The sequence below is a fragment of the Actinomycetes bacterium genome (genome assembly GCA_035506535.1).
Lineage (GTDB): Bacteria > Actinomycetota > Actinomycetes > DATJPE01 > DATJPE01 > DATJPE01.
On sequence record DATJPE010000083.1, the window covers coordinates 58411 to 75513 of the forward strand.

General features: G+C 72.5%; 13 protein-coding genes. 9 read left to right on the forward strand and 4 right to left on the reverse strand.

Annotation, left to right across the window (positions count from 1 at the left end):
• The first annotated feature begins 22 nt into the window (after positions 1–22).
• A complete protein-coding gene (locus tag VMI11_13855; protein HTY73489.1) occupies positions 23–628 on the forward strand; it encodes a regulatory protein RecX in 606 nt (201 codons plus the stop codon).
• A gap of 56 nt (positions 629–684) precedes the next feature.
• Positions 685–2193 carry a hypothetical protein gene (locus VMI11_13860; protein HTY73490.1) on the forward strand — a complete coding sequence of 503 codons (1509 nt, stop codon included), beginning with the start codon at positions 685–687 and terminating at the stop codon, positions 2191–2193.
• 4 nt (positions 2194–2197) lie between these two features.
• Here the strand turns inward: VMI11_13860 and VMI11_13865 are convergent, their stop codons facing one another.
• Genes VMI11_13865 through ppk2 form a run of 4 tightly spaced genes read right to left on the reverse strand, consistent with a single transcriptional unit; the run spans position 2198 to position 6780 of the window.
• Positions 2198–2593: an MmcQ/YjbR family DNA-binding protein gene (locus tag VMI11_13865; protein HTY73491.1), complete on the reverse strand. Its 396-nt coding sequence runs from the start codon at positions 2591–2593 to the stop codon at positions 2198–2200.
• A gap of 11 nt (positions 2594–2604) precedes the next feature.
• Complete coding sequence (locus VMI11_13870) at positions 2605–3138, reverse strand: 2'-5' RNA ligase family protein (protein ID HTY73492.1); 534 nt, start codon at positions 3136–3138, stop codon at positions 2605–2607.
• Positions 3139–3153: 15 nt separating this feature from the next.
• Positions 3154–5928 carry a cation-transporting P-type ATPase gene (locus VMI11_13875; protein ID HTY73493.1) on the reverse strand — a complete coding sequence of 925 codons (2775 nt, stop codon included), beginning with the start codon at positions 5926–5928 and terminating at the stop codon, positions 3154–3156.
• A gap of 48 nt (positions 5929–5976) precedes the next feature.
• The gene (ppk2, locus tag VMI11_13880) at positions 5977–6780 is read right to left on the reverse strand and encodes a polyphosphate kinase 2 (protein HTY73494.1); all 804 of its coding nucleotides are present in this window, start codon (positions 6778–6780) and stop codon (positions 5977–5979) included.
• Between the two features lie 322 nt (positions 6781–7102).
• Here ppk2 and miaB point away from each other — a divergent pair, with 322 nt between their 5' ends.
• The 7 genes from miaB (at position 7103) to VMI11_13915 (ending at position 16874) form a co-directional block, all read left to right on the forward strand.
• Positions 7103–8554, forward strand: coding sequence for a tRNA (N6-isopentenyl adenosine(37)-C2)-methylthiotransferase MiaB (gene miaB / locus VMI11_13885; GenBank protein HTY73495.1), 1452 nt, complete (start codon positions 7103–7105; stop codon positions 8552–8554).
• Positions 8554–9255 carry a hypothetical protein gene (locus VMI11_13890; GenBank protein HTY73496.1) on the forward strand — a complete coding sequence of 234 codons (702 nt, stop codon included), beginning with the start codon at positions 8554–8556 and terminating at the stop codon, positions 9253–9255. Before miaB ends, VMI11_13890 begins: the two co-directional genes overlap by 1 nt.
• 79 nt (positions 9256–9334) lie before the next feature.
• Positions 9335–10243 carry a tRNA (adenosine(37)-N6)-dimethylallyltransferase MiaA gene (gene miaA / locus VMI11_13895; protein ID HTY73497.1) on the forward strand — a complete coding sequence of 303 codons (909 nt, stop codon included), beginning with the start codon at positions 9335–9337 and terminating at the stop codon, positions 10241–10243.
• A gap of 100 nt (positions 10244–10343) precedes the next feature.
• Positions 10344–11288, forward strand: coding sequence for a hypothetical protein (locus VMI11_13900; protein HTY73498.1), 945 nt, complete (start codon positions 10344–10346; stop codon positions 11286–11288).
• 275 nt (positions 11289–11563) lie between these two features.
• Complete coding sequence (gene dapF / locus VMI11_13905; GenBank protein HTY73499.1) at positions 11564–12589, forward strand: diaminopimelate epimerase; 1026 nt, start codon at positions 11564–11566, stop codon at positions 12587–12589.
• Between the two features lie 225 nt (positions 12590–12814).
• Positions 12815–14230 (forward strand): GTPase HflX, encoded by a 1416-nt coding sequence (gene hflX / locus VMI11_13910; GenBank protein HTY73500.1) that lies wholly within the window; start codon positions 12815–12817, stop codon positions 14228–14230.
• Between the two features lie 361 nt (positions 14231–14591).
• Positions 14592–16874: a helicase C-terminal domain-containing protein gene (locus VMI11_13915; protein HTY73501.1), complete on the forward strand. Its 2283-nt coding sequence runs from the start codon at positions 14592–14594 to the stop codon at positions 16872–16874.
• The last annotated feature ends 229 nt before the right edge of the window (positions 16875–17103 follow it).

Below are 17103 nucleotides of genomic sequence, written 5' to 3' on the forward strand. Positions count from 1 at the left end.
AGGCGGACAGGACACGACGGTCGTGGTGCGCAGACGGAGGGGTCGTCCCGGCCCGGAAGAGCCCGAGCGTCCGGACGTCGAGCAGCAGGCTGCCGCCGACCCGGAGGCGGTGGCCCGCACCATCGTCCTGCAGCAGCTGACCGCGGGCCCCCGGACCCGCGGTCAGCTGGCGGGCGTGCTGGCCCGCAAGGGCGTACCCGAACAGGCCGCACTCGACGTGCTCGACCGCTTCGGCGAGCTGGGTCTGGTCGACGATGCCGCGTTCAGCCGTGGCTGGGTGAGCTCGCGGCACGAGGGGCGCGGCCTGGCCCGCGGCGCCCTCGCCCGCGAGCTGCGCCAGCGCGGCGTGGACGAGCCCACGATCAGCGAGGCGTTGGGCGACCTCGACGGTGTCCGCGAGCTGGAGACGGCGCGCCGCCTGGTGGCCAAGAAGCTGCCGAGCACCCGGGGTGCCCCGCGCGAGGCCCGTTTCCGGCGCCTGGCCGGCATGCTGGCGCGCAAGGGCTACCCGCCGGGGATGTGCGCCCAGGTCGTCGCGGACGCGCTGCGCAACGAGGGCACCGAGGTGCACGTCGTCGTGGGCAGCGACGAGGACCTCTACCGGATGGACGCTCTCGACGCCGACTGACCCCTCCTCGCGGGGACCGCGCCCGGCACGCCTGCGACGTCCGCCAGGATGTCGCTGTGGCCGACCGAAGCGAGGACGACGTCGAGGAGCACGTCGATCCCGGGGCGCCCTTCCTCGCCGCCTCCCCGTGCGAGGGCCACGGCCGGCTCTGGCTCTACGCCAGCGACGTCGACGTCCTCGTCGCCGTCGACCCGGGGACCCTGGTGGCCCGCGTCCACGCCGAGCTGGGCCCGCCTCCTGACGGCGCAGATCCCGAGGCGGGCGCGCAGCTGCTGGTCACGGCGGAGCGCGTGTGGGTGGCTCGCGACGCGCTGCTGGTGGCGGTGGACCCCTGGTCGGCGGCCACGACGTCGGTGGCCGTCCCGTCGGGGAACCGGGCGTGGACCACGGACGGGGACCGGCTGTGGGCCACGGCCTGGCCGGCTCCCGACGTCCTCGAGGTCCACCTCGGCAGTGGGACCCAGCGCCGGGTCGACGTCGGCGGGCATCTCACCGAGGCCTGCGCGTCCGCGGGCACCTTGTGGGTCGTCGACCGCACGGACGAGACCGTGCTCGGTCTGGACACGGCGACCTTGCAGCCGCGCGTACGGCTGCCCTTCGACGGCGGCCGGGTGCACCTGCTGCCCTGGGCGGGCGGGGTGCTCGCCACCAGGACCGAGGAGCAGGGCGTCATCGCCACCGGTGTCGGCAACCTCGACACGACGACCCTGTGGCTGGTGGACGGCTCGGGGTCACGCCGCCAGGTCCTGTACTCCGGCGCGGGGGGCGCTGCCGTGCCGCTCGGTGACGCGGTCTGGGTCACGGCCCTGCGCGAGCCCGCCCTCGAGGACCGTCGGCAGGCGCCCGGTCGGGTCGGCGTCGCCTCGCCGCGCTCGTACCTGTCCAGCCTGCAAGATCTGCCGGACCCGGTCACCCTCCTCCAGGAGGTGCTGCTGCCCGCCGGCGCGCCCGGGCGTCATCACGTGGTCGAGGGCCAGGTCCTGCAGCTGGCCGCGGGGGAGGGTCGCTTGTGGGCGCAGGGCTTCGTCCGCAGTCGGCAGGAGTCGCCGATCTCGCTCGTCGACCCCGAGCGCGGAGTCGTCGGCGAGGTCGACCTGGCCGTACTGGACCTCTCGGGATACCCCTCGACCCGCCGCCCGGCTCGTGCCGAGGTCGAGCCGGAGACTCCCGACCAGACGCTGGAGCGCCTGCCCGGCGCGGTCCAAGGCGCCCTCACGGCGACCACCTGGCAGGTCGATGCCCGCACCGGCGACCGCAGCGAGCGGCCCTGGCTGGACTCGCGGTTCGCCCTGGTCGACGTCCGCGTGGAGCCGGAGACCTACGACGTGCTGGTCACCTTCACCTGGGCCGAGGAGCCCGGGACGACGTTCGGGTACGTCTTCGCGGCCGACCCGGCCTGGTCGTCGGAGGAGGTCGCGGGCATCCTCGACGTCGAGCTCAAGGAGGACCTCGACACGGGGATCATGCGGTGGGGTGAGCGCAGCGAGGGCGACAGGGTCGTGTGGGTCAGCCGCCCGCAGGGCCGCGAACAGCCGGCCGACGACCCCGGCTCCTTCGGCGACTGAGCGGTCACCGCGCGGCGTCGTACGCGGCGATCGCTCGCTTGGTCGCCGACATCCGCCAGCCCTGCTCGACCAGCGCCGCCACCTCGTCCCAGTCCGGGTCGGACCCCGGGTCCAGCAGCACGCCGACCCAGCCGCTCGGTCCAACGTATGGCGGGACGAAGTAGCGGACCGGGTCGCCACCCACCAGCGCGGCCTGCTCCCCCGGTGGCGCCTTGACCCACAGGGCGAGTCGGCCATCGCCGTGGTGGTCCACGGTCAGCCAGGCGAAGCGCTTGCCTCGGCACAGCAGGCCGGTGTGCCCGTGGCTGTCCTCATGCGCCGTCTCGGGCAGGGCCTCCAGGGCGCTGACAAGCCGCTTCCGGACATCGAGGCAGTCCGCCTCCGTCCACGTCCGCGACATGGACCACAACGCTAGGGCTGTCCGCCGACAGCGCGCAGGACGTGCTCCTCATGTCGCTCGCCGTCCCAGTGCCGCAGGCCGACTCCTTGGGCCACGATCGTGCGGGTGTCCAGCACCCCGACGGCGCCGGCCAACTGGTCCGGCGACATCCGACGGGCGAGGGTGACGTGCGGCATCCAGTCGGCGTCGTCGAACTTGTCCGCGGGCAGGGGGCACTCGCCGCAGATCGCGCGTACCCGCTCCTGCAGCGCGGCGAGCTCCGCGGTCCGCACGGCGGCGCGGACCAGGATGCGCGAGCGGTCCTTGCCGAACACGAGCAGCCCTTCCAGCCGGACCGTCACGGGGAGGCCCTCCGCGACCGACCGGAGCGCCGGGTGCAGGTCGACGGGGATGCGCTGGTAGGCCGCCAGCGTCAGGTGCGGCCGGTTGCTCGCTGAGCCGTGCCGGCTCGCGCTGGGCAGGCCGGCCTCGGCCAGGACGGCCCACTGCCGCCGAACCCAGCGCTCCGACCGCTCGTCCAGCAGCACCTCCACCGAGTGCACCACACCGCCCGCGCCTTGTCATGCCTCGGCAGGAAGCACCGATGCAGGCACCGTGTCCTCGACCTCGCCGGACTGCCTGCGGGCCAGCGCCTTGCCGAGCTCCCACCCGATGAACAGCACGAGGGCCGGAAGGGCACCGAACAACCATTGCGTGCTGGTGAGCGCCGATGCGCCGAGCAGCGACGTCAGCGCGGCACCACGCGCGATCAGGATCGCCAGAACGATCTCCACGATGGCCGTGATGTTGAGTGTCCTGTTGTCGAAGGTGTCCAGGCGCAGGATCGTGGCCTTTTCGTCGCGGGACTCGAAAGCCGCGATCACGAGCATCAGGGAGAACGCGACGAGACCCATGGTGCTGGCGATCCCGAGGTCGTACTGGTGCTTTCCGGCGACGATCACCACGTCGATCGCGACGGACATGAACAGGCCGGCCAGGCCCACGGTGGTCATGACGGCGGGACTCATGATCGAGGCGTCCCGCGGACGTGGTTTGCGCTGCATGAGCCCCGGGGTCTCTTTGTCCAGTCCCAGCGCGATGCCGACCGGCGCGGTGATGAGGAAGTTGATCCACAGGATCTGCACGGCGGAGAAGGGCTGTCCGCCAGCGATGTTGAGCAGGCTCGCGAGCAGGAACGTCACCACGTAGGTCACCAGCGCCACCAACATGAACCGGATGTACTTCAGCATGTTGTCGTAGAGCTTGCGTCCCTCCGAGATGGCTCGCACGATCGTGGCGAAGTTGTCGTCGGTGAGGATCATGCGCCCGGCGTTCTTGGCGACCTGAGTGCCCGTGCCCATCGCGATGCCGATGTCAGCGGCCTTGATCGCGGGGGCATCGTTGACCCCGTCGCCGGTCATGGCCACGACCTCGCCCTTCTTGCGCAGGGTTTGGACCATGAGCACCTTGTGCTCGGGGGCCACCCGTCCGACCACTCCGATGCTGTCGATGCGCTCGAGTCGTTCGGCTTCGGACATCGCGGCCAGATCGGTGCCGAGTATCGCTTCTCCGGGGATGCCGACCTGCTTGGCGATGGCCGCCCCGGTGACGACGTCGTCCCCGGTGACCATTCGCACCCGGATGTTGGCCTCCTGGGCCGCCTTGACCGCGTCCACCGACTCGGCGCGAGGAGGGTCGATCATCCCGACGATCGCGGTCATCTGCAGGTCCTTGACCATCGACAGCAGGTCACCGTCGGGGTCGAAGTCCTTGGGGTCGATGTCCCTCGTGGCTGCAGCCATGACGCGCAGACCCTTGCCCCCGAGACGCTGCATCTCCTGGTCGGCGCGCTCGTTCTCCCGATCGCCCCACGGCACGCTCTGTCCGTTGGCCAAGGCCGTCGCTGCCTTCGCGATCACCGCCGGTCCGGCTCCCTTGACGAACGCCCGGACGACCGGCTTCCCCGAGTCGTCCTTGGCCTCGCAGAAGGCGGCCATGAGCTTGTAGGTGGGGTCGAAGGGAAGGGTGGCCAGTCTCGGGAAGGCAGCCTGGTTGCCCTCGATGTCCAGCTGTGCCTTGTGCCCGAGGACCAGCAGCGCACCCTCCGTCGGGTCTCCCACCACCTTGCCGTTCACGAGCTTGGCGTCGTTGGCGATGAGGAATGGCAGGATCGCCGCCTCGATGGTGTGGGTGTTTCCCGCGGTGTGCTCCACATGGCCGTCGAGGCCGTACCCCATGCCGGATATCGCGTAGCGGTCGGTGGGGTCGATCACCTCCACGACGGTGACCTGGTTCAAGGTGAGCGTGCCGGTCTTGTCCGAGTTGATGGCCGAGGTCGAGCCGAGGGTCTCGACCGAGTCGAGGCTCTTCACGACCGCGCCGTGGGCGGCGAGATCCCTGGACCCGCTGGACAGGATGACCTGCAGCACAGTCGGCATCGCCATCGGTACCGCGGCCAGGGCGAGCGCGATCGCCGTCGTGAAGATCTTCTGGGTCGAGTCCCCGCGGGAGATCCCGAGGGCGAACATGATCGCGATGGTCAGTCCGGCCGCCGCGGCGATCCACAACGTCAGGGTGTCCAGCTGCTTGGTCAGCGGGGTCTTGAGGGTGGGAGCCGACTTCAGCATGCCGGAGATGTTGCCCACGGCGGTGTCGGCGCCGGTCCCCGTGACGATCATCAGGCCGCTGCCGTGCGTCACCGGGGTGTTCATGAACGCCATGTTGGACTGGTCCCCGAGCACCGGGTTCTGATCGGTGATCACGTCGACGCTCTTGGACGCGGGAACGCTCTCGCCGGTCAGCGCGGACTCGTCGATCTGCAGCGAGGTGGCCTCGAGCAGCCGCCCGTCCGCGCACACGTCGTCACCGGCCGCCAGCAGGACCACGTCGCCCACGACCACCTGGTCGGCGTCGACCTTCACTTCGGTGCCATCCCGACGCACCCGGGCGGATGTCTTGAGCATCGACTGCAGAGCGTTCATGGCACTCTCCGCCTTGCCCTGCTGGCGCAAGCCGCCCAGGGCGTTCAGCGCAGTGATCAGCAGGACGGCGATCCCGGTGGCGACCTGGCCGATGAGGAGCGAGGCGACGGCGGCAGCGACGAGGATGATCTGCATGTAGGACCGGTACTGCGCCAGGAAGCGTTGCCAGCCCGGCGGTGGCTTCTCGGCGGGCAGGGCGTTCGGCCCGTTCGCCTTCAGCCGCTCGGCGGCCTTGGCTGCGGAGAGACCGGTGGCCGGGTCGACACCGAGCTTCTGGGTCACCTCGTCTGGCGTGAGCGCGTACCAGTTCTCCGTTGCGGCGCCGCCGCCGGCCGGCGTCTCGTCCTTGCTGGGTACCAGGGCCGCTTCGGTCATGACCAGTCAGTCCTTCGTCTCGGGAGTCTCGCGGGCTGCGTACGCGCCCTAGAAAGGAGTCGGGATGAGGTGCAGAGGCAGGTTCGGCTCCACGTATCCCCGGGCGCTCGGCTTGCGCGGCATCTTGACGTCGAGCGGCGCCAGTGGCTTGTACGGGATCTGGCTGAGCAGGTGGGTGATGATGTTGAGCCGTCCCCGCTTCTTGTCGTTGTTGTCCGCGATGAACCAGGGCGCCCACGGCGTGTCGGTGGCAGCCAGCATGGCGTCCCGCGCCCGGCAGTAGTCGAAGTGACGGCTGTAGGACTTCAGGTCCGTGGGGGAGAGCTTCCAGATCTTGCGTGGGTCTTCGATGCGGCTCTCGAGCCGTCGGGTCTGCTCGTCGACGCTGACGTTGAGCCAGTACTTGATCAGGATGATCCCGTTGTCGACCATCGCCTTCTCGACCGCAGGGACCTGCTCCAGGAACTTCTCGCTCTGTTCCAGGGTGCAGTAGCCCATGACGGGCTCGACGCCCGCGCGGTTGTACCAGCTGCGGTCGAAGATGGCGACCTCCCCGGCCGAGGGGAAGTGCGCGATGTAGCGCTGGATGTACATCTGTGACTTCTCGCGCTCGTTCGGGGTGGGCAGCGCGATGTGCTTGAACACCCGAGGGCTCGTGCGCTCGGTGATCCGTCGGATCGTGCCGCCCTTGCCCGCCGAGTCCAGGCCCTCGAAGACGATGCACACCTTGGCACCGGAGGACTTGACCCACTCCTGCATGGCCACCAACTCGCCCTGCAGGCGCCGCATCTGCTTCTCGTACTCCTTCGTCTTCATCTTGGGCCTGTCGTTCATCTTGGGCCTGTCGTTCATCTTGGGCCTCTCGTTCGTCTTGGGCGTGTCGCCGGCGGTGCCCTCGGCCTGAGCGTCGCGGGACGTCGACTCGCGCACGTCGGGTCGGGCTGGCTTTCCCGCCTGCTGGCGCTTCCCCGACGTCTTGCCCACGGCGGTCGATCTCCTCAAAGTCCGAAGTCCCTACGGGCCCAGGCGGCCCTCTTCGCGCTCACGCTCGCACGGGCAGCCCTGGGATGGCCAGGGGCCTTGGGCCCGCTGTGGCCGGCCGACCGGCCACTCGGCGCCTTCCCCCGGCCGTCTCGGCCACCGCCCCAGCGTCGCCCACCCGTACGCTGTGGGGGTGACAGGGGCCCACACCGGTGCTCGCACCTACAGCCTGCGGACCTACGGCTGCCAGATGAACGTGCACGACTCCGAGCGGCTGTCCGGGCTGCTGGAGGAGGCGGGCTACGTCCGCGCGCCCGACGGCGAGGACGGCGACGTCGTGGTCCTCAACACCTGCGCGGTCCGCGAGAACGCGGACAACAAGCTGTACGGCAACCTGGGCCACCTCGCCCCCGTGAAGGCGTCCCGGCCGGGGATGCAGATCGCGGTCGGGGGCTGCCTCGCGCAGAAAGACCGCGGCGACATCCTCGAGCGGGCACCCTGGGTCGACGTCGTCTTCGGCACGCACAACATCGGCTCGCTGCCCACCCTGCTGGAACGCGCGCGCCACAACGCGGCGGCCCAGGTCGAGATCGTCGAGGCGCTCGAGGTGTTCCCCTCGACGCTGCCGACGCGTCGCGACAGCGCGTACTCGGCCTGGGTCTCGATCAGCGTGGGATGCAACAACACGTGCACGTTCTGCATCGTCCCGTCGTTGCGGGGAACCGAGCGGGACCGACGACCCGGCGACGTGCTCGCCGAGGTGCGGGCGCTGGTCGCCGACGGGGTGCTCGAGGTGACGCTGCTGGGGCAGAACGTCAACTCCTACGGCGTCGAGGTCGGCGAGCGGGGCGCCTTCGCGAGCCTGCTGCGCGCGTGCGGTGAGGTCGAGGGGCTGGAGCGCGTACGGTTCACCAGCCCGCACCCGCGGGACTTCACCGACGACGTCATCGAGGCGATGGCCGAGACGCCCAACGTCATGCCCTCGCTGCACATGCCGCTGCAGTCCGGCTCCGACGACGTGCTGCGCCGGATGCGGCGCTCGTACCGCTCGGAGCGCTTCCTGGGGATCCTCGACCGCGTCCGCGCGGCGATCCCCGAGGCCGCCGTGACGACGGACATCATCGTCGGCTTCCCCGGCGAGACCGACGCCGACTTCGAGGCGACGTTGGACGTCGTGCGGGCGGCGCGCTTCGCCGGTGCGTTCACCTTCCAGTACTCCCCGAGGCCGGGCACGCCGGCCGCCTCGATGGACGGGCAGGTCCCCAAGGCGGTCGTCCAGGAGCGCTACGAGCGACTGGTCGCGGCGCAGGACGACATCGCGTGGGCGGAGAACAGGACCCAGCTCGGACGCACGGTCGAGGTGCTCGTCGCCGAGGGCGAGGGGCGCAAGGACGACGCCACCCGGCGGATGAGCGGACGAGCGCGTGACAACCGGCTGGTCCACTTCGTGCCCCAGGGCGACCCGCGCCCGGGCGACGTCGTCATGGTCGAGGTCACCCACGCCGCGCCGCACCACTTGGTCGCGGACGGGCCGGTACGCGCGCTGCGGCGCACCCCCGGAGGGGACGCGTGGGCCGCCCGCCAGGAGCGCCGGCGCTCCGACGCGGTCCTGCTCGGGCTACCCCGGGTCGGGGCGCCCGCCTGATGGCCGCTGTCGCAGCGGCGTACGTCCCCAGCCCGCCACTGCTCCACCCTGACGTGGGAACCGGGCCGGACCCGCAGCTCGAGGCGCTCCGGGCGGCCTGCCACCGCGCGGTGGGCGGGCTCGTCGATGGCGGCCCGTCGGGCGTGGTCGTCCTCGGTGACCTCGCTGACCGTGCCGTCCTTGCACCGGCGGCGCCCCCGGGGGGACAGGGGGGTCACGCTCGGGCGGACGAGACCTCGGCCGGGACCTTCGCGCCCTGGGGGGTGGATGTCCGGGTGGGCGCGGTCGGCGTCGCGCCCAGCCTCGGCCTGGCGCACTCGATCGGTGCGTGGCTGCTCGACGCGGCCGGGTGGACCGGCCCGAGGTCCTACGTCGCTCCCGGCGACCTCGACGCGTTGCCGGAGGGGGCCGCCCTCCTCGTGGTCGCCGACGGCAGCGCGACGCGCACCCCGAAGGCGCCCGGATCCTACGACCCGGCCGGCGAGGCCTTCGACGCGAGGGTCCGCGCGGCGCTGGCCTCGGGGGATCCGGGCCGACTCGCCGCCCTGCCGGCCGAGGCCGCGCGCGCGGTCCTTGCGCAGGGCGTTCCCGCCTGGCACGAGGCGGCCCGCCTCCTGGACGGGCGGACCTACCGTGCCGAGGTCCTCGCGGACAGTGCGCCCTTCGGCGTCGGCTATCTCGTCGCCGTGTGGAGCCGTTGAGCCTCAGCCGTCGAACGCATCGGTGGCAACGCCGCGGGAGAGCCGGCCGCGCGAGCAGGGCTAGGGGAGGATGCGGGACGTGTCCTCCCGAGCCCGCCGGCCCCTCGTCGCGGTCGTGGGACCGACGGCGGCCGGCAAGTCCGGGCTCGGCGTACGCCTCGCGCACGCGCTGGACGGCGAGGTGGTCAACGCCGACTCCATGCAGCTCTACGTCGGCATGGACATCGGGACCGCGAAGCTGTCCGTCGCCGAGCGCGAGGGCGTGCCGCACCACCTGCTCGACGTGTGGGACGTGCGGACGACGGCGGACGTGGCGACCTACCAGGGCCTCGCTCGGGCCGCGATCGAACAGGTCCGGGCGCGCGGGCGGACGCCGGTCGTCGTCGGCGGGTCCGGGCTGTACGTCAGCGCGGTGCTCGACGACCTCGTCTTCCCCGGCACCGACCCGGCGCTGCGGGCCGAGCTCGAGGCCGAGCTCGCCGAGGTCGGCCCGGAGGCGATGCACGTACGTCTCGCGGCCCTCGACCCCGAGGCGGCCGCGGCGATCCTGCCCTCGAACGGGCGGCGCATCGTGCGTGCGCTCGAGGTGGTGGCCCTTCGCGGACGCTTCGACGCGCGGCTGCCCGCGCCGCGCGCGCACGAGCCGACCGTGATCCTCGGACTGGACGTCGCGCGGCACGCGCTCGACGAGCGGATCGAGGCCCGGGTCGCGCACATGTGGGCTGCCGGGCTGGTGGCCGAGGTACGCCGGCTCGCCGAGGAGGCCGGGCTGCGGGAGGGGCGGACCGCCTCGCGGGCGCTCGGCTACGCCCAGGCCCTCCGGCTGATCGACGGCGAGCTCGACGAGGAGGCCGCCCGGGCGGAGACCGTACGCGCGACCCGTCGCTTCGCCCGCCGCCAGCTGAGCTGGTTCGGGCGCGACGGGCGGGTCCGCTGGCTCCCCTCCGATGCGGCGGACCTGCTCGACCAGGCCCTCGCCGCCCTCTGAGCGCGGCTCCGGCCGACCAGGTGCGCCCGTTCGGCGCATCGATGCCGCGGCTGTGCGCGTCGATGCCGCCGTCAGGGCAACTACCCGTGGAGGACTGTCGGTGTCTGCTCGTCGTGCGTTGTCCGCTCGTCGCCGCTACCTGGGCCGCCGGGTCGCGGTCGGGGCTGCCCTCGCGGCGCTGGCGGCCACCACCCTCGGTGTCGGGAGCGCCCATGCGGCGACCGACACCTCGCCGCTGACGCTCGCCGTCGGGCCGAACTGCACGCTGAGCGCGGACACCCCGCAGGCTGGCCAGAACACGCTGACGGACTCCACCACGCCGACCCTGACCAGCGTCGCCTGGGCGCACTCGCGCGTGACGGTCAAGCCCAAGACCACGGTCCGGGTGACGGTCAAGCTCTCCGACGACTGCGCGGGGTCACGCGACGTCATCCTCGAGCTGCGCAACGCGACCACCCACCAGACGAGCTACCTCGACACCAACTACGTGTCCTCGACGGTGACGTCGACGGCGATCGTCGACACGTGGAACGCCGACGTCCCCCTGTACGGCACCGACGCGGGGAGCATCAGCATCTCCCACGTGCTGGTGCTCTCCGGCTTCACCAGCCTGGTCTACGACGCGACGTCGGGCGCGGTCATCAGCTACACGCCGCAGGACGACCAGGTGAGCGACTCCGACTACAAGTCCCTCACGCCGGCCAAGGCCACCAAGGTCGCGGTCGTCGCCTCGACCTACCTGACGGCCGACGCGGCGCCGGAGCCGGGCAAGGTCGGCAAGACGCTGAGCGTCAAGGCGACCCTGAAGAAGATCCGGACGTCGGCGTACGCCGCGCTCGCGTCGACGTACGTCAGCATCCAGTACAAGTCCCCAGGGTCGCGGACCTGGCACACGCTGAAGAAGGTCAAGACCTCCTCGACGGGGGTCGCGGCGACGACGTACAAGCCGTCCAAGAAGGGCACGTACAGCTTCCGGGCCGTCTACACCGGGTCGACGTACGTCGCTGCCGCGACCAGCGCGACCGACACCGTCAAGGTCTCCTAGCCGGGCCGGGCCTGCCACCCGCGCTGATTCCGCGCAATCGGGGGGTGGGCGTGCGGTGCGCTGCGCGATTCCGCGCCATCGGGGCGCGGCGGGGGGTGCGCCGAGCCCGCGGCAGCGGGGACGATGCGTCACGCGGCCCGGTCGACGCCGCCCGTTCCCCCGTCCGGTGGCGGCTGGTACGTCACTGCGCGGGCTGCGAGTGACGTGTAACCCGCCGCAAGTGCCCTGTCGGAGCGGCCGGGACGGCGGTCGGCGGGCGGACCTAGGCTGGTGGCGTGGCCGAGGTCGTCGAGGGGCACGGCGGGGAGCCCGTCGAGGGGCACGGCGTGGAGGTCGTCAGGGGGGACGCCGTCGAGTTCGTCAAGGGGCACGGAACGGAGAACGACTTCGTGCTGCTGCCCGACCCCGACGGCACGCTCGTGCTCACCGCGGAGCAGGTCCGGGCGATCTGCGACCGGCACCGCGGCATCGGCGCCGACGGTGTGCTGCGCGTCGTCCGGACGGCGAAGTCGCTCGAGCCCGACGTCGAGCCGCTGGCCGACGAGGCGGAGTGGTTCATGGACTACCGCAACGCCGACGGCTCGCTGTCGGAGATGTGCGGCAACGGCGTACGCGTCTTCATCCGGTTCCTGCTCGACGAGGGCTGGGCGTCCGGCTCGAGCATTCCGGTGGCGACCCGAGGCGGCGTACGGCGTGCCCGCGTCGAGCCAGACTCCACCATCGCCGTCGACATGGGCGCGCCGGTGGCGCGTCGGGGAGGCCTGACCGAGGTGCGCATCGGTGAGACGTCGTGGGCCGCCACCGCCCTCGACATCCCCAATCCGCACGCGGTCGTCGTCGTCGACGACCTCGCCGAAGCGGGGGCGCTGCTGGCAGCGGCCGAGGCGCGCCCCGGCGACCCCTACCCGGGCGTCCACATCCCGGGCCGCCTGTTCCCTGATGGCGTCAATGTCGAGTTCGTGCGCATCGACGAGCCCGGTCACCTGGCGATGCGCGTCTTCGAGCGCGGGGTCGGTGAGACGAGGTCCTGCGGTACGGGCGCGTGCGCCGCGGTCGTCGCCGCTCGAGACCGCCTCGGCGCGGGGGCCCCGGAGCAGTGGCAGGTCAGCGTGCCGGGCGGCGTGCTGCGGGTGACCCAGCGCGGTGAGCCCGGCTCCGCGAGGCGGGAGCGGCCTGAGCACGCGGGCGAGGCGGGATGGTTCGAGTTCTCGACGGAGCGCGACCTCGGCGGCTCGGTCGAGCTGGCCGGGCCGGCCGTACTCGTCGCCCGCGGCTCCCTGGACCTCGACGCCCTCGGCTGACCGCTGCCGCCCCGACCCGCCCCGAGACCACCCTGGTGGTGGTTGACCACCCGGAGCCAGGGCGGTGAACCGCCACCGGGGTGGTCACGGTGCGAAACCCGGGCCACGAGTGCGGGGCGGACGGGCGTCGGCGCAACTGGGTCGCTGCCCGCCGCGGCGGCGTGCGACCCTGGAGGGACGATGACTGACGCCGCACCCGAGCACGCCCTGGACCGGGCCGACCTCATGGACCCGGACGACGACGGATCCTTCGAGCTCGAGGAGCGCCAGGCGCTTCGCCGGGTCGCGGGTCTGTCGACCGAGCTCGAGGACATCACCGAGGTCGAGTACCGCCAGGTACGTCTCGAGCGAGTCGTGCTCGTCGGTGTGTGGACCGAGGGCACGCCGGCGGACGCCGAGAACAGCCTGCGCGAGCTGGCGGCCCTGGCCGAGACGGCCGGCTCGGAGGTCCTCGAGGGGCTGGTCCAGCGCCGGGACAAGCCGGACGCGGCGACCTACATCGGCTCCGGCAAGGCCAAGCAGTTGCGCGACGTCGTCGTCGCGACCGGCGCCGACACGGTGATCTGCGACGGCGAGCTGACCCCGGGCCAGCTCAACCACCTGGAGAACATCGTCAAGGTCAAGGTCGTCGACCGGACGGCGCTGATCCTCGACATCTTCGCCCAGCACGCGCGCAGCCGGGAGGGCAAGGCGCAGGTCAGCCTGGCGCAGATGGAGTACATGCTCCCGCGGCTGCGCGGCTGGGGTGAGTCGATGTCCCGGCAGGCGGGCGGTCGCGTCGCCGGCGGCGCCGGGATCGGCGGCCGAGGACCCGGCGAGACCAAGATCGAGACGGACCGTCGGCGGATCCGTACGTCCATGGCGAGGGTGCGCCGCGAGATCAAGGAGATGGGCAAGGCGCGTCAGACGCAGCGGGCCGAGCGTCGCCGCAACGACGTACCGTCGGTCGCGATCACCGGCTACACCAACGCCGGCAAGTCCAGCCTGCTCAACCGGATCACTGGCGCGAACGTGCTCGTCGAGAACGCGCTGTTCGCGACGCTGGACCCGACGGTGCGGCGCGCGGAGACCCCCGACGGGCGGACGTTCACGCTGACCGACACCGTCGGTTTCGTCCGCCACCTGCCGCACACGCTGGTCGACGCGTTCCGCTCGACCCTGGAGGAGGTGGCGCAAGCCGACCTCGTCCTGCACGTCGTCGACGCCAGTGACGCCGACCCGGAGTCGCAGATCGCGGCGGTACGCGAGGTGCTGGCCGAGATCGGCGCGGCGCACGTACCCGAGCTCGTCGTGCTCAACAAGGCCGACGTGGCCCCGACGGAGACCCTGGCCCGGCTGCGTCGCCGCGAGCCGCACAGCGTGACGGTGTCCGCGCGGACCGGAGCCGGCGTCGAGGACCTGCTGGCCGCGATCGAGCACGACCTGCCCCGGCCGCGGGTCGAGGTCGACGTGCTGGTGCCCTACGCCCAGGGCCGCCTCGTGGCCCGCGTCCACGACGAGGGCGAGGTGCTCGCCGAGGAGCACACGGCCGACGGTACGTCGCTGCGCGCCCGCGTCGGCCCCCGCCTGGCTGCCGACCTGGCCCCCTACGCCGCCACCCCCATGCCTAGGCCCACCCCCACCCCCACCCCCGCCCCCTGACCCCGGCCCCCTGACCCCGGCCCCCTGACCCCGGCCGTGACCCCTCTCTTTTCTCGAATGAACGCGGCGTTGTTCCAATAGGTGTGACTGAACGCCGCGTTCATTCCAAAGAGCGGTGAGAAGGCGGAGGGCGGGGTACGTCGGCCCGGGTACGTCGGCCGGGGAGGTCCACAGGGCGGTTTGCGAGGACGTCGCGTGCCACCGGGTGAGCGAGGATGGACGCCGTGCCCGAGCCGACGCTTCGTGAGGATGGACGCCGTGGCCGAGCCGAGCGCTTCGTGAGGATGGACGCCGTGGCCGAGCCGGCGCTTCGTGAGGATGGACGGCGTGGCTGAGCCGGCGCTTCGTGAGGATGGACGGCGTGGCTGAGCCAACGCTTCGTGAGGCCCTCGCGGCGGCGGTCGCGGCGATCGGCGGATCGACGCGAGAGGGTCAGGTCCGGATGGCCGAGGCCGTGGCGCGCGCGATGTCCTCCAGCGAGGGGGACGGTGGGCGTGTCGCTGGGTCACCCGGCGCCCCACGCCCGGGTCCGGCGCGCGCGAGCGACCACACGCCGGCCGACCACGACGATGGCGAGCCGACAGAGCCGGCCGGCGACGAGCCGACAGTGCCGGCCGGCGACGAACCGTCCGACGTAGGCGACCACGGGCCGTCGGCCAGCCCCGAAGACGGCTGGCGCCTGGACGGCGGCGAGCGGGGGCCGGCAGACGTACCTGAGCCGCCGCGGTCCGAGCGCGACGGCGGCAGCGACGACGGGCGGCGGGCAGGAACCCACCTGCTGGTCCAGGCCGGGACCGGCACCGGCAAGTCCCTGGCCTACCTCGTGCCCGCGGTGCTGCACGCCCTGCGCACGGGCGACCACGTCATCGTGGCCACGGCCACCATCGCGCTGCAGCGCCAACTCGTCGAGCGGGACCTGCCGGTGGTCGCCGCGGCGTTGGCGCCGCTGACCCGCCGGCCGCCGACGTACGCGATCCTCAAGGGCCGCCACCACTACCTGTGCCGGCACCGCCTCGAGGAGGGTCCGCAGCCCGACGACGACAACGACACGCTGTTCGACCCGGCGCCGTCGACGCCCCTCGGCAAGGACGTACGACGCATCCGCGCCTGGGCCGAGAGGACCGAGACGGGAGACCGGGACGAGCTCGTCCCCGCGCCGGCGGAACGGGCCTGGCGCGCCCTGTCGGTGACCTCGCACGAGTGCCTGGGCGCGGCGCGGTGCCGCTACTCCGACGAGTGCTTCTCCGAGCTGGCGCGCGAGCACGCCCGCCGCGCCGACGTCGTGGTGACCAACCACGCCATGCTCGCCATCGACGCGGTCAGCGGGATCCCCCTGCTGCCCGAGCACGAGGTCGTCGTCGTCGACGAGGGCCACGAGCTGCTCGACCGGGTGACCGACGCGATCACCGACGAATTGACCGCGGCGGTCGCGGAGCGGGCGGCGCGCCGGGCCAAGCCGTACGTCTCCGCCGAGCTGCACGACCTGCTCCTCACCGCGGCCGGCTACCTCGAGGACGCCCTCGACCAGGCCCCCGAGGGGCGCGTGGAGCAGCTGGGCGGCGCGCTGTTCGACGCGCTCGTGGCTGTGCGCGACGCCTGCCACGCCGCGCTGTCGGGCTTCGGCAAGGCCTCCTCCGCGGCTCGCGAGCTGACCCTGGACGGTGCGTCCGAGCAGTCGGGCGATGGCGAGCAGGCGGCGAAGGTACGCGCCAAGGCCCTCGTCGACGAGGTCCACGAGATGGCCGGCCGGGTCGTCGCCGCGACCGAGCTCGACGTCGTGTGGGTCACCCGCTCGGAGCGGCGCGGCCCGGCCCTGTGGCGCGCGCCTCTGACGGTCGCCGGCCTGCTGCGCGAGTCGCTGTTCAGCGAACGTACCGCCGTGCTCACCTCCGCGACGCTGACCCTCGGCGGGTCCTTCGAACCGGTCGCCGGCGGGCTCGGCCTGCTCGGTGCGGACGCGCCCGCGTGGGAGGGCCTCGACGTCGGCTCGCCGTTCGACTACGCGCGGCAGGGGATCCTGTACGTCGCCCGGCACCTCCCGCCCCCCGGACGAGACGGCCTGCCCGAGGAGGCGATGGCCGAGCTGGCCTCGCTCGTCGAGGCCGCCGGCGGACGGACGTTGGGCTTGTTCTCCTCCATGCGGGGGGCGGAGCGTGCGGCGGAGTACCTGCGGGAGCGCGTCGACGTACCGGTCCTGTGCCAGGGCGACGACGCGACCGCGCAACTGGTCCGCGACTTCGCGGAGGACCCCGCCACCTGCCTGGTCGGGACGTTGTCGCTCTGGCAGGGCGTCGACGTCCCGGGCGAGGCGTGCACGCTGGTCGTCATCGACCGGATCCCCTTCCCGCGCCCGGACGACCCGCTCGCGTCGGCGCGGGCACGGGCAGTGGCCAAGGCCGGGGGCAACGGCTTCCTGGCGGTGTCGGCCACGACCGCGGCGCTGCTGCTGGCCCAGGGCGCGGGGCGGCTCATCCGCTCCCAGACCGACCGCGGGGTCGTCGCCGTGCTGGACCCCAGGCTGGTGACGGCCCGCTACGGGGACTTCCTGACCCGCTCGCTCCCCCCGTTCTGGCGGACCACCGACGGCGAGGTGGCCCGAGCCGCCCTGCGCCGCCTGGCCGTCGCACCCGCCGCCCGGGCCTGACCCCGCCCGGCTGACTCAGGCCCTCTTGTGGCGGGTTGTCCGTCGCTCGACGTCGTCGTAGCGACGGACAACCCGCCACAAGTCGAGAGCGGGGCGACACAAGCGGCGGGGAGCGGCGGGGGCGGCGAGCGGTGCGCGGGTGTCACCTGACCGGACCATTGGCAGGGCGGGATGGACGTCGCTAGGTTGACTCTCGGCTCCCAGACGATCACGGGGAGGAGCCATGACG

What these genes read in the sequence shown, in the direction of transcription:
- VMI11_13865 (HTY73491.1), bottom strand. Translation starts at nt 2,593, where the DNA reads ATGTCGCGGACGTGGACGGAGGCGGACTGCCTCGATGTCCGGAAGCGG.
- VMI11_13875 (HTY73493.1), bottom strand. Translation starts at nt 5,928, where the DNA reads ATGACCGAAGCGGCCCTGGTACCCAGCAAGGACGAGACGCCGGCCGGC.
- ppk2 (HTY73494.1), bottom strand. Translation starts at nt 6,780, where the DNA reads ATGAACGACAGGCCCAAGATGAACGACAGGCCCAAGATGAAGACGAAG.
- VMI11_13890 (HTY73496.1), top strand. Translation starts at nt 8,554, where the DNA reads ATGGCCGCTGTCGCAGCGGCGTACGTCCCCAGCCCGCCACTGCTCCAC.
- hflX (HTY73500.1), top strand. Translation starts at nt 12,815, where the DNA reads ATGGACCCGGACGACGACGGATCCTTCGAGCTCGAGGAGCGCCAGGCG.